14 protein-coding genes are annotated in these 12,539 nt (G+C 68.3%); 12 read left to right on the forward strand and 2 right to left on the reverse strand.

Annotated elements, in window-relative coordinates; genetic code table 11:
* Nucleotides 1–69 precede the first annotated feature (69 nt).
* The 12 genes from JX005_RS14860 to JX005_RS14915 all read left to right on the forward strand — a co-directional run bounded on the left by JX005_RS14860 (nucleotide 70) and on the right by JX005_RS14915 (nucleotide 10,538).
* The gene (locus JX005_RS14860; protein WP_214468380.1) at nucleotides 70–399 is read left to right on the forward strand and encodes a hypothetical protein; all 330 of its coding nucleotides are present in this window, start codon (nucleotides 70–72) and stop codon (nucleotides 397–399) included.
* Nucleotides 399–1,688, forward strand: coding sequence for a hypothetical protein (locus JX005_RS14865; RefSeq protein ID WP_214468381.1), 1,290 nt, complete (start codon nucleotides 399–401; stop codon nucleotides 1,686–1,688). Before JX005_RS14860 ends, JX005_RS14865 begins: the two co-directional genes overlap by 1 nt.
* Nucleotides 1,685–2,173, forward strand: coding sequence for a hypothetical protein (locus JX005_RS14870; protein ID WP_214468382.1), 489 nt, complete (start codon nucleotides 1,685–1,687; stop codon nucleotides 2,171–2,173). Before JX005_RS14865 ends, JX005_RS14870 begins: the two co-directional genes overlap by 4 nt.
* Nucleotides 2,170–2,748 carry a hypothetical protein gene (locus JX005_RS14875; protein WP_214468383.1) on the forward strand — a complete coding sequence of 193 codons (579 nt, stop codon included), beginning with the start codon at nucleotides 2,170–2,172 and terminating at the stop codon, nucleotides 2,746–2,748. The genes JX005_RS14870 and JX005_RS14875 overlap by 4 nt, the downstream gene beginning before the upstream one ends.
* Nucleotides 2,739–3,347, forward strand: coding sequence for a hypothetical protein (locus JX005_RS14880; RefSeq protein WP_214468384.1), 609 nt, complete (start codon nucleotides 2,739–2,741; stop codon nucleotides 3,345–3,347). The genes JX005_RS14875 and JX005_RS14880 overlap by 10 nt, the downstream gene beginning before the upstream one ends.
* 2 nt (nucleotides 3,348–3,349) lie before the next feature.
* Nucleotides 3,350–3,598, forward strand: coding sequence for a hypothetical protein (locus JX005_RS14885; protein ID WP_214468385.1), 249 nt, complete (start codon nucleotides 3,350–3,352; stop codon nucleotides 3,596–3,598).
* 329 nt (nucleotides 3,599–3,927) lie between these two features.
* Complete coding sequence (gene rpsL, locus JX005_RS14890; RefSeq protein ID WP_018187369.1) at nucleotides 3,928–4,296, forward strand: 30S ribosomal protein S12; 369 nt, start codon at nucleotides 3,928–3,930, stop codon at nucleotides 4,294–4,296.
* A gap of 5 nt (nucleotides 4,297–4,301) precedes the next feature.
* Nucleotides 4,302–4,772, forward strand: coding sequence for a 30S ribosomal protein S7 (gene rpsG, locus JX005_RS14895; RefSeq protein WP_056117669.1), 471 nt, complete (start codon nucleotides 4,302–4,304; stop codon nucleotides 4,770–4,772).
* Between the two features lie 74 nt (nucleotides 4,773–4,846).
* Nucleotides 4,847–6,961 carry an elongation factor G gene (gene fusA / locus JX005_RS14900; RefSeq protein ID WP_307858607.1) on the forward strand — a complete coding sequence of 705 codons (2,115 nt, stop codon included), beginning with the start codon at nucleotides 4,847–4,849 and terminating at the stop codon, nucleotides 6,959–6,961.
* 159 nt (nucleotides 6,962–7,120) lie between these two features.
* Nucleotides 7,121–8,314 (forward strand): elongation factor Tu, encoded by a 1,194-nt coding sequence (gene tuf, locus JX005_RS14905; RefSeq protein ID WP_214468386.1) that lies wholly within the window; start codon nucleotides 7,121–7,123, stop codon nucleotides 8,312–8,314.
* Nucleotides 8,315–8,412: 98 nt separating this feature from the next.
* Nucleotides 8,413–9,564 (forward strand): glycosyltransferase, encoded by a 1,152-nt coding sequence (locus JX005_RS14910; protein WP_246534044.1) that lies wholly within the window; start codon nucleotides 8,413–8,415, stop codon nucleotides 9,562–9,564.
* Entirely contained in the window at nucleotides 9,561–10,538 is a 978-nt protein-coding gene (locus JX005_RS14915; protein WP_214468387.1) for a glycosyltransferase, read from the forward strand. The genes JX005_RS14910 and JX005_RS14915 overlap by 4 nt, the downstream gene beginning before the upstream one ends.
* 61 nt (nucleotides 10,539–10,599) lie before the next feature.
* Here JX005_RS14915 and JX005_RS14920 read toward each other — a convergent pair whose 3' ends face one another.
* Together JX005_RS14920 and JX005_RS14925 are read right to left on the reverse strand one after the other, a co-directional pair.
* A complete protein-coding gene (locus JX005_RS14920; RefSeq protein WP_214468388.1) occupies nucleotides 10,600–11,514 on the reverse strand; it encodes an NAD-dependent epimerase/dehydratase family protein in 915 nt (304 codons plus the stop codon).
* Between the two features lie 4 nt (nucleotides 11,515–11,518).
* On the reverse strand, nucleotides 11,519–12,517 hold the full coding sequence (locus JX005_RS14925; RefSeq protein ID WP_307858608.1) for a GDP-mannose 4,6-dehydratase: 999 nt from the start codon (nucleotides 12,515–12,517) through the stop codon (nucleotides 11,519–11,521).
* Nucleotides 12,518–12,539: the final 22 nt, after the last annotated feature.

Here is a 12,539-nt window from a genome sequence, read left to right on the forward strand (position 1 = left end):
GGCAACTGACCGTCTTCCGGCGCGCGGCGGGTCTCCCGCCGCGCGCCGTCTGAGCTGGAGGATCACGCAGTGGTCGACATCATGCTGGATCTCGAGCGCCTGCAGACGGCTCGGGAAGGGCTCGCCTCCGCGATCGCGGAGTTCGAAGAGGCCTCGAAGATCAACGACGGCCTCGAGAAGGCCATCGCACGCCCGGACGACCGCAGTGCGCTGCGCGACAAGGCGTCCGACTTCGAGTCGGCGTGGAACGGCAAGCGGGGCAAGCTCAGCGAGAACCTGCAGAACATCCACGAGCAGCTGTCGTCGATCGTCGACGGCTGGCAGGAGTGGGACTCCGAGACCGCCGCCGACATCGAAGCGGCACGCGAGACGAGCACGACGAATGTGAGAGCGGTCTGATGCGGTCACCTGAAGGCGGTCACGAGCTCCGTCAGCTCGAGGGCGAGGCCGAAGACATCTGGACCCGCGGCGACGCCTGGGTCAAGCTCGGCAACGTCATGGAGCAGACCGCTGCCGAGCTGACGGCGATCGGCGACTCGTCGATCCACAAGAGCAAGGGCACCGAGAAGCTGGCCGAGATGGCCAGCGAGAGCGCCGACGACCTCGAGTCCGCCGGCGTCCGCTACCGCGAGACCGGCAAGGCCCTGCGCACGTATGCGAACGCGCTCGAGGTCGCCCAGACCTGGCTGCGGCGCAACCTCGACGCGGTCGAGCAGGCCGAGCTCACCTACCAGTCGGCCCTCGACGCCAAGGCCGATGCCCTCGACGCGAAGAGCTCGCTCGAGAGCACGCTGCCGTGGGAGGACGACCCGACGGAGGCCGAGAAGAACGCCGCCGCCCGCGAAGTGTCGACGGCGACGACGGCACTGACGACGGCGACGACGAACCGCAACACCCTGTGGACCGAGTTCGACCAGGTGTTCACCACCTGGTCCGATGCCTACGACGACGCCGTCGACGACATCCAGCAGGCCATGGACACCGCGGGCAACAACGACGGGTTCTGGGAGTTCATCGACAGCGCGCTCGACGTGATCGGCGTCGTCCTGATCGTTCTGAGCGTGATCGCGCTCATCATCGGCGCCCCGCTGACCGGTCTGCTCGGCCTCGTGATCCTCGGCCTGACGCTGCTCGTCGTCGGCCTCACGCTGCTGCAGTTCGCGTTCGGCAAGGCGACGCTCAGCGACGTCGCCTGGAGCCTCGTGGGCCTGCTTCCGTTCGGCATCGGCAAGGTCCTCTCGCGCGGCGCCCCCGTGCTGTCGACGGTGGTCCGCGGCGGCCGTGGCGTGACGACGGCGGCGATCCGGTCGGGGCTGCCGCGTCTGAGCCTGCTGCGCCCGACGACCTGGACGTCGCCCTTCCGATCCCTCGTGGCGCCCGTGCGCTCGTGGCTGGCGCTGCCGAAGCCGGGCATGTTCGTCAACCCGTTCCGGTCGATCACGATGGGCGGCCCTGAGGCCGTCCAGGTGCAGAACTTCCTCAACACCATGCGCTCGACTCCGTGGGCGAACAACCCGGGCGTCGTCGACTTCATCACCCGCACCGGGGCTGCGCTGCCCGGCCGGGGGGAGCGTCTGCTCAACGTCGGACTGTGGACCTCGTTCTCGGGCGTCGACGGACTCGGCGTCGCGGACGCCCAGCCCGACATCCCGGTCCTCGCGGATGTGCAACTACCCTGGGGAAGATGAGCACGCACAGAGAAGGACGCCTCGGGGGCGCCGGAATCGTCTGCCTCGGCGCCGTCCTGGTGCAGGCCGGCATTCTGGTCGCCTTCCTGGTGGGGTCCCTCCTCCTCTCCGGCGCGCAGGTCACGGCCGGCGGTGACCCGGCGTGGGACGCCGCGGTGCCGTTCCCGGTCTTCCCCGTGCCGTCGTGGCTGCTGACCGCCCTCGCGCTGATCGGCCTCGCCGCCGCCCTCGTCTGGGCGGTGAAGGCGCGCCCCGCCGACGCATCCGCGCTCACGGGCGTCGTCGGGCCCGCCGTGGCGGGCGCCTTCGCCCCGGGCTTCTTCATGTTCGCCTTCGCCGACGACGGCGTGCCGCTGGGCGACTACGGCATCGCGCTCGCGATCGGCGCGGCGACGGTGATCGTGCTCTTCGTCGCGGCCGTCGTCCACGGGGCGCGCGCGGATCGGACGAAGAGCGCCGACGCCTCGATCGGCGAGACGCGATGACCGAGCAGACCGCGACCCGGGCGCCCTCGGGCTTCCACATCATGATGCCGCCCGGATGGGCGCGCTACCTCGTCGACGACGAGGGCAAGCGCGCGCTCATCACGCAGACCTCCGCGCGCATGAGAGACCTCTCGCGGCCCGATCTCGATGCGCAGGCGCGCACGCTCGTCGAGGCCCAGTGGCGCCGGCTGATCAAGAGCGGCGTGACGGCGGTCTACCTGCCGGTCGAGACGAGCGAGATCCTGCCGCCGGCCAGCATCGCGGTGCGGCAGCACGTCGCCGAGCCCGGGCGCACCTTCGAGCAATCCCTCCGTGCGCTCGCCGGCGCGACGCTCGAGGCCTTCGACACCCCGATCGGCCGCATCCTGCGCTGGCGGTCCGAAGCGCAGGGCACGGGCGACCTCTCCGCCATCCGCACCCGACAGCTCGGCTACGGGTTCGCCCTGCCCGGCAGCGACCGCCGCGGACTCGTGTTCGTCTCGGCGATCCCGTTCCCCGACGGGGCCGACCCGGCACTGGTCGAGGCCATGACCGAGCTTTCCGACACGATCATGGAGACCTTCCGGTGGCGATGACCGTCGAGTACACGATCGAGCTCGACCACCGCGTGTGGATCCCGGTGCCGCTCGTCTTCCCGTGGAACGGGTATGCGGATGCCGCGACCTGGGCCCACGATCTGTCGACGAGCCTCATGTCGGGCATCGACGCATCCGACGAGGTGCGCGAAGCGCTCGAGCAGGCCGCCGTCGCGATGGCCGACGTCGACTCGCCCCTGCCCGGGGCGCTGGAGCGCTTCTGGCACCTGCCCGTCGAAGGCGGTCCGGAGCGGCTCGTCCACCTGTACGTCACCGAGACGGAGGCCCGCACCGCCGAGGAGCTCGCCGAGCTGGCCCGTGCCGGCGTCGGCGGCTACGTGCAGACCGTCACCGTGCTCGAAGGGACCGCCTTCGACGTCGCCCTCCGCGCCGTGGTCATCACCGAGCTGCCCGACCGCCGGATCGCGGTGCTGCGCACCCTCGGGATCCGCGGCGGACACGTGTTCGTCGTCGAGCTCATCGAGGAGCAGACGGCGGTCCTCGAAGAGCTCGAGCCCGTCGTCGAGGCGCTGTTCCGTTCGATCCGCGTGCGCGTCGAGGGCGACGAGCGCCCGCGCGCCGAAACCCAGGGAGCCTGATCATGATCCTCCGCGTCGGCCTTCTCATCGTCGGAGCGCTGCTGTTCGTCTTCCTCGCCTGGGGCGCGATCTCGACCTGGATCACGGTGTTCACCGAGGGCGCCGGAACGTCGATCGACGTCTCGGGGCCGGGAAACGACCGCGGCGAGGGTCCTGCGCTGGTCGGTGCGATCGTCTTCACGCTGTTCGCGCTGCTTGCAGGTGCGGCCGCGGCGGTGGCCGGCTTCGCGCTGGCCAAGGGTCGTCGCTGAGGGCTCCCGCCGCTCTGTTCGCCCAGGGCGTCAGCACCCCGGACGACCGCGTTTGACCGGCCCCCGGCATCCCGCGTATCATTGATCGGGTGTGCGTTCGCGCGCGCCGTCCGCCGTGCCTCGGCGCGGAGGCGGTCTGCGAACGCCGCATCTCAGGGAACGGCCTGCGAACAGGCCACCCCCACGGCATATCCACCACACAAACCGCGCGGCACCATCATGCCTCGCCGGTGGATGAATGTGAGCCCGCCGCGTCACGAATCGCAAGATCCGGATGCTGCGGGGGAGACACGAACGCTGTCACCGTGCAGCAACTACAAGGAGAGAACGTGCCAACCATTCAGCAGTTGGTTCGCAAGGGTCGCTCGCCCAAGGTCACCAAGACCAAGGCGCCGGCGCTCAAGGCGAACCCGCAGCAGGCGGGTGTCTGCACCCGCGTGTACACGACCACGCCCAAGAAGCCGAACTCGGCGATGCGCAAGGTCGCCCGTGTCAAGCTCCGCAACGGCACCGAGGTCACCGCGTACATCCCCGGCGAGGGCCACAACCTGCAGGAGCACTCGCTGGTGCTCGTGCGCGGCGGCCGTGTGAAGGACCTTCCGGGTGTCCGCTACAAGATCGTTCGCGGCGCCCTGGACACCCAGGCCGTCAAGAACCGCAAGCAGGCCCGTAGTCGCTACGGCGCGAAGAAGGGTTGAGTTAGATGCCTCGTAAGGGACCCGCCCCGAAGCGCCCGGTCGTCAACGACCCGGTCTACGGCGCACCGATCGTCAGCCAGCTCGTCAACAAGATCCTCGTCGACGGCAAGAAGTCGCTCGCCGAGTCGATCGTCTACACCGCTCTCAAGGGCGTCGAGGCGAAGAACGGCCAGGACGCCGTCGCGACCCTCAAGAAGGCGCTCGACAACGTGCGCCCGACCCTCGAGGTCAAGAGCCGCCGCGTCGGCGGCTCGACCTACCAGGTGCCGGTCGAGGTCAAGCCTCACCGCGCCAACACGCTCGCGCTGCGCTGGCTCGTGAGCTACGCGAAGGGTCGTCGTGAGAAGACGATGACCGAGCGCCTCCAGAACGAGATCCTGGATGCCTCGAACGGCCTGGGTGCCGCGGTCAAGCGCCGTGAGGACACCCACAAGATGGCCGAGTCGAACCGCGCCTTCGCGCACTACCGCTGGTAAATCAGCTCTGTGTCGCCGGCCGGGGACCCCTGGTTCCCGGCCGGCGCATCCCGAATACGTAAGGAAGACATCCCGTGGCACAAGAAGTGCTCACCGACCTCAACAAGGTCCGCAACATCGGCATCATGGCCCACATCGATGCCGGCAAGACGACGACGACCGAGCGCATCCTGTTCTACACGGGCGTCAACCACAAGATCGGCGAGACGCACGACGGCGCTGCGACCACCGACTGGATGGAGCAGGAGCAGGAGCGCGGCATCACGATCACGTCCGCCGCCGTGACGTGCTTCTGGGACAAGAACCAGATCAACATCATCGACACCCCCGGTCACGTGGACTTCACCGTCGAGGTGGAGCGCTCGCTCCGCGTCCTCGACGGCGCTGTCGCCGTCTTCGACGGCAAGGAGGGCGTCGAGCCCCAGTCCGAGACCGTGTGGCGTCAGGCCGACAAGTACGACGTCCCCCGCATCTGCTTCGTCAACAAGATGGACAAGCTGGGCGCCGACTTCTACTTCACGGTCGACACCATCATCAACCGCCTGAAGGCGAAGCCCCTCGTGCTCCAGCTGCCCATCGGCTCCGAGAGCGACTTCGTGGGCGTCGTCGACCTCGTCGAGATGCGCGCGCTGGTCTGGCCCGGCGACTCCAAGGGCGACGTGACCATGGGCGCGAAGTACGAGATCCAGGAGATCCCGGCCGACCTCGCCGACAAGGCCGCCGAGTACCGCGAGAAGCTCATGGAGACCGTCGCGGAGTCGGACGAGCACCTGCTCGAGAAGTACTTCGGCGGTGAGGAGCTCACGGTCGCCGAGATCAAGGGCGCCATTCGCAAGCTGACGATCTCGTCGGAGCTCTACCCGGTCCTCTGCGGCTCGGCGTTCAAGAACCGCGGCGTGCAGCCGATGCTCGACGCTGTCGTGGACTACCTGCCCTCGCCGCTCGACGTCCCCGCCATCGAGGCGAAGGACCCGAAGAACGAAGAGGTCATCATCGAGCGTCACGCCGACCGTGACGAGCCGTTCGCGGCCCTCGCGTTCAAGATCGTGACGCACCCCTTCTTCGGTCGCCTCACCTACATCCGCGTCTACTCGGGTCACCTCGACTCCGGCGCGCAGGTCGTCAACGCGACCAAGGGCAAGAAGGAGCGCATCGGGAAGATCTTCCAGATGCACGCCAACAAGGAGATGCCGGTCGACTCGGTCACCGCAGGCCACATCTACGCGGTCATCGGCCTCAAGGACACCACCACCGGTGACACGCTGTCCGACAGCGCCAACCAGGTCGTCCTCGAGTCGATGACGTTCCCCGAGCCGGTCATCGAGGTCGCGATCGAGCCCAAGACCAAGGCCGACCAGGAGAAGCTGGGTCTCGCGATCCAGAAGCTCGCGGAGGAGGACCCGACGTTCCGCGTCGAGCAGAACTCCGAGACCGGCCAGACCGTCATCAAGGGCATGGGCGAGCTGCACCTCGACATCCTCGTGGACCGCATGAAGCGCGAGTTCAAGGTCGAGGCCAACGTCGGAAAGCCGCAGGTCGCGTACCGCGAGACGATCCGCAAGAGCGTCGAGAAGCACGACTACACCCACAAGAAGCAGACGGGTGGGTCGGGCCAGTTCGCCAAGATCCAGTTCACGATCGAGCCTCTCGAGGTCACGGCCGACAAGACGTACGAGTTCGAGAACAAGGTCACCGGTGGCCGCATCCCGCGCGAGTACATCGGCCCCACCGACCAGGGCTTCCAGGACGCCATGAACGTCGGCGTGCTCGCCGGCTACCCCATGGTGGGCGTCAAGGCGATCCTGCTCGACGGCGCCTCGCACGACGTCGACTCGTCCGAGATGGCGTTCAAGATCGCCGGCTCGATGGGCTTCAAGGAGGCCCTCCGCCGCGCGAACCCGGTCATCCTCGAGCCGATCATGGCCGTCGAGGTGCGTACGCCCGAGGAGTACATGGGCGACGTCATCGGCGACCTGAACTCGCGTCGTGGTCAGATCCAGTCGATGGAGGACGCCGCCGGCGTCAAGGTGGTCCGTGCCAACGTGCCGCTGTCCGAGATGTTCGGCTACATCGGCGACCTGCGTTCGAAGACCTCCGGCCGCGCCGTCTACTCCATGGAGTTCGACAGCTACGCCGAGGTCCCGCGCAACGTCATGGACGAGATCGTCCAGAAGACCAAGGGCGAGTAGCCCTCTTCCCTGGGGATGCCTCGGCGACGAGGCATCCCCAGGGCACAACTTCACACAGATCCAACAGAAACCTCTCTACTAAGCTAGAGAAATCCCCGTAGAGATCCGGCGCACACCAGCGCCCGGCAATCTCTACACGAACGTCCTGAGGAGGACCCAGTGGCTAAGGCCAAGTTCGAGCGCACCAAGCCGCACGTGAACATCGGAACGATCGGTCACGTCGACCACGGCAAGACCACGCTCACCGCAGCGATCTCGAAGGTGCTCGCCGACAAGTACCCGTCGGCCACCAACGTTCAGCGCGACTTCGCGTCGATCGACTCCGCTCCCGAGGAGCGCCAGCGCGGCATCACGATCAACATCTCGCACGTCGAGTACGAGACGCCGAAGCGCCACTACGCGCACGTCGACGCCCCCGGTCACGCCGACTACATCAAGAACATGATCACCGGTGCCGCTCAGATGGACGGCGCGATCCTCGTGGTCGCCGCCACCGACGGCCCGATGGCTCAGACCCGTGAGCACGTTCTGCTCGCCAAGCAGGTCGGCGTGCCGTACCTGCTCGTCGCGCTGAACAAGAGCGACATGGTCGACGACGAGGAGATCCTGGAGCTCGTCGAGCTCGAGGTCCGCGAGCTGCTCTCGTCGCAGGACTTCGACGGCGACAACGCTCCCGTCGTGCAGGTCTCGGGCCTGAAGGCGCTCGAGGGCGACGAGAAGTGGGTCGAGAAGATCGTCGAGCTCATGAACGCCGTCGACGAGTCGATCCCCGACCCGGTGCGTGACAAGGACAAGCCGTTCCTCATGCCCATCGAGGACGTCTTCACCATCACCGGCCGTGGCACGGTCGTCACGGGCCGCGCCGAGCGTGGCACCCTGGCCATCAACTCCGAGGTCGAGATCGTGGGTCTGCGCCCGACGCAGAAGACGATCGTCACCGGTATCGAGATGTTCCACAAGCAGCTCGACGAGGCCTGGGCCGGCGAGAACTGCGGTCTGCTCCTCCGCGGCACCAAGCGTGACGACGTCGAGCGCGGCCAGGTCGTCGTGAAGCCCGGTTCGGTCACCCCGCACACCAACTTCGAGGGCACGGCGTACATCCTGTCCAAGGAGGAGGGCGGCCGTCACAACCCGTTCTTCACGAACTACCGTCCGCAGTTCTACTTCCGCACCACCGACGTCACCGGCGTCATCTCGCTGCCCGAGGGCACCGAGATGGTCATGCCCGGCGACACCACCGACATGACGGTCGAGCTGATCCAGCCGATCGCCATGGAGGAGGGCCTCGGCTACGCGATCCGTGAGGGTGGCCGCACCGTCGGCGCCGGCACGGTCACGAAGATCATCAAGTAAGTCCTCGGACTCACTGAGCGGATGCTGCGGCATCCGTCACCGACAAGGGGTCGGGCCTTCGGGCCCGGCCCCTTCGTCGTGCGAGGATTGAGGGTCCGATGCCGCAGGAAGGTGCGCACGTGACCGGCATCCTGGTCCATGAGTGGCTGGCTCGCTTCGGCGGGTCGGAGAACGTCTTCGAGGTGCTCTCGGAGACCTTCCCGGACGCCGAGCGCTTCTGCCTGTGGAACGACAGTGACGGCCGCTTCACGGGCGTGGAGGAGACGATCCTCGCGCGCACCCCGCTGCGACGCAGCAAGGCGGCGGCGCTCCCCTTCATGCCCGCCGTCTGGCGTCACCTGCCGGCGCGCGAGGCGGACTGGATCCTGTGCAGCAGCCACCTCTTCGCCCATCACGCGCGATTCGGCGGTCCCGCCCGTGATGCGCCGAAGCTCGTCTACGCCCACACACCGGCGCGCTACGTCTGGACTCCCGAGCTCGACGGCCGCGGCGACGGCATGCTGGCGCGCGCCGTCGCGGCGCCGTTGAAGCCGCTCGACCGCAAGCGTGCCGCCGAGCCGGTCTCGATCATGGCGAACAGCGCCTTCGTCGCGCAGCGCATCGCCGACACGTGGGAGCGCGAGGCCGGTGTCATCCATCCCCCCATCGACGTGGCCGCGTTCGCCGCCGATGCGGACGCGCTCAGCGCCGCCGAACTCGCGGTCCTCGCGTCCCTCCCGCCGGAGTTCCTGCTCGGCGTCTCGCGGTTCGTTCCCTACAAGCGGCTCGAGCGCGTCATCGACGCCGGACGCGCGACCGGCGTGCCGGTCGTGCTGGCCGGGTCAGGACCCGATGAGGAGCGGCTGCGGGCGCGGGCGGCCCAGAGCGGGGGGCCGGTCCTCTTCCTGAACGACCCGTCGTTCGCAGTGCTCCGTGAGCTCTACCGGCGCGCGCTCGCGCTGGTGTTCCCCTCGATCGAGGACTTCGGAATCATGCCCGTGGAAGCGATGGCGACGGGGACACCTGTGGTGGCCAACGCGATCGGCGGCACGGCCGAGAGCGTGATCGACGGCCTGACCGGCGCGCTCGTCCACGAGTGGACGGATGCCGAGCTCAAGCGCGCGGTAGAACGGGCGGCCGGGGCCGACCCCGCAGCGTGCGTCGCACGCGCCCGCGAGTTCGACCGGCCCGTCTTCGTCGACCGCATCAGAGACTGGGTCGAGTCGGAGACCGCCGCCGGCCGGGGACGTGCAGAACGCGGGACGCCATGACTGCGACGGCGCTCTACGTCGACGACCGCTATCGCGGCGCCCACGGCATCGGCCGGTACGCGCAGGAGGTGCTCGCTCGGCTGCGGCCCGGCTGGCGCCCCATGGGCCTGGACGGCAGTCCGTACACGCCGCTCGACTCGCTGCGCTCGCTGCCGGGCATCGAGCCGGGAGCGGTGGTCTACTCGCCCGGCTACGGGGCCCTCCTCCGAGCGCCGCGCCAGGTTCTGACCGTTCACGATCTGATCCAGCTGCGGATGCCGTGGCCGGGGCGCGCCAAGTTCGAGGCGTACTACCGCGGGCCCGTGCGCAGGGTCGTCCGCCGAGCGGGGGTCGTCCTCACCGTCTCGGAGACGTCGGCACGCGACATCCGCGAGTGGCTGCGCGACGACGCGGTGCGCGTCGTCAACGCGGGCAATGGGTGCTCCGCCGCCTTCCGGCCGGACGGCGAGGCCTACGAGTCCGCCGAGCCCTACGCGGTGTTCGTCGGCAACACCCGTCCGCACAAGAACCTCGACGTCGTCCTGCGCGCGCTGGGCTCGGCATCCGGCATCCGACTCCTCGCCGTGGTGCCGCAGGCCGAGGCCGCAGCGGTGCGCTCCCGCGCAGCCGTCCTGAATGTCGGCGACCGGGTCTCCGTGCTGCACGACGTCGACGACGAACGGCTCGCCGAGATCTACCGGGGCGCGTTCGCCACCACCATGCCGTCGACGCTCGAAGGCTTCGGCCTGCCGGCGCTGGAGTCGATCGCCTGCGGCATCCCGGTGATCCACTGGCGGGGCTGCGAGGCGGTGGCTGAGATCGTGGGGCAGCGCGGCCAGGCGATCGACGATGCAGACGACGCGGACGAGTGGGCTGCTGCCCTGACAGCCGCAGCGGCGTCCCCGCGGCGGGTCGCACCGCCGTCCGAGGGCCGGTACGACTGGGCCCGCACCGCCGGGATCGTGTCGGGCGTGCTGGAGGAGGCGCTCGGCTGACCAAGGTCAGCGAGTCTGAGGAACGTCTTCTTTGCGCTCGGCGTGACTCCCCAGAACGCGTCTATCCTGCAACGAAGTCCTCGACCGATTGCGCGACGTCGATCTGCGGCTCCCAGCCGAACTCGTTTCGCAGTCGCGCGGCGGACCCGGTGATGCGTGGACTGTCGATCGCGCGCACCCGTGCGGGGTCGACGATCGTCCGCGGAAGGGGAATCCCCAGCGCGCTCGCCACGAGTGCCAGCATCTCGTGGCCCGAGACCGCCCTGCCGGAGCACACGTTGTATACCGCCTGCTCATGGGATGGCGCCCCGGCGAGCATCAGGTATGCGGCCGCGACATCTCGAACATCGGTGTAATCTCGCTCGGATGCAAGGTTGCCCGCCGACAAGGGGTCCCCGGGCGCGAGCTCGCGCAGGGCGGTAGTGAGATCGGGGACGAGGAAGCCTCGGCCCTGACCCGGACCGATGTGATTGAACGGCCTCGCGATCACAGTGTCGAGGCCGCGGCGCGCGTAGTAGCCCAGTTGCTGCTCGACGAGCAGTTTGCTCACGACGTAGGGCGACGTCGGAGCCGTTGGATTACCCTCGTCGACGGCCTGAGTCGGGGCGCCTGCGCCATAGACTGCACCGGAGCTCACGCCGATCACCCGGGGCAGGCGATCCCACCCGAGCATCGCCTCGCACATGAGCGTGACGATGGCGCTGTTGGTCTCGATGTACTCCTGCGGTCGGTCGAACGACGGCCCGACGGCGGCAAGTCCGGCGAGGTGGATCACCGCGTCGGCGCGAACGGCCTCGGGCCACTGCCTCGCGAGGTCGACGGCATGATAGTCGGAGAGAACAGACGAGAGCTCGGAGACTGGCTCCTTCGCGCGCGACAGGCCGACGACGCGCCACCCGCCCTCCACGGCGAGCCGGGCGACGTGTCGCCCGACGAACCCGTCGACCCCGGTGACAGCGAGGGTGCGCTGTGTCACGGCACTATGCCGCGGGGGAGTTGAGCGCGATGTCGTGCTCGACCATGAGCTTCACCATCTGTTCGAAGCTCACCTCGCGTTTCCACCCGAGCACGCTCTCTGCTTTGGCGGGGTTGCCGAGGAGGATGTCGACTTCGGCCGGACGCAAGAACGCGGGGTTCTGCCGCACGAGCGGCCGCCAATCGTCGATCCCGATCTCGGCGAAGGCCAGGGTGAGGAAGTCTTCGATCGACTGGGTCTGTCCGGTGGCGAGCACGAAGTCCTCGGGGGTGTCGTGCTGCAGCATCTGCCACATTCCGCGTGTGAAGTCGCCTGCGTACCCCCAGTCGCGCTTGGGCCACAGGTCGCCGAGCTCGATGTGCGACTGCAGGCCGAGGTGGATGCGGGCAACCGCGTCAGTGATCTTGCGGGTCACGAACTCGCGGCCGCGCCGCTCGCCTTCGTGATTGAACAGGATGCCGCAGGAGACGAACATCCCGTAGCTCTCGCGGTAGTTCTTGGCGATCCAATGTCCGTACAGCTTGGCGACGCCGTAGGGGCTGCGAGGGTGGAAGAGCGAGTCTTCGTCGTAGCCGGCGCCGGGCCGGTTGTAGTCGAGGCCGCCGAACATCTCGCTTGTCGACGCCTGGTAGAAGCGCGTGTGCTCGGCGCGTCCAGAGAGCCGGACGGCTTCGAGCAGGTTGAGCACCCCCTTGCCGGTCACGTCGAGAGTGAGCGTGGGGTTGGTGAACGAGAATCCCACGTGACTGACGGCGGCGAGATTGTACACCTCGTCGGGGTTGCTGATCTCGATGGCGCGCACGAGCGAGGTGGGATCCGCGAGGTCGCCCTCGATGAGCGTCACGTCAGGGAACTCGGCCTCTACTGCCGCTTTACGCGGGTTGTTCTGCCCGCGCACGAGGCCGAACACCTCGTAGTCCTTCTCACCCAGCAGTTGAGCCAGGTGTCCGCCGTCCTGGCCCGTGATGCCCGTCACGAGGGCCCGTCGTCGCTGTGCTGTCACCGTTCGTCTCCTGCTGTATTTC

The organism is Microbacterium flavescens (assembly GCF_018588945.1).
GTDB lineage: Bacteria > Actinomycetota > Actinomycetes > Actinomycetales > Microbacteriaceae > Microbacterium > Microbacterium flavescens.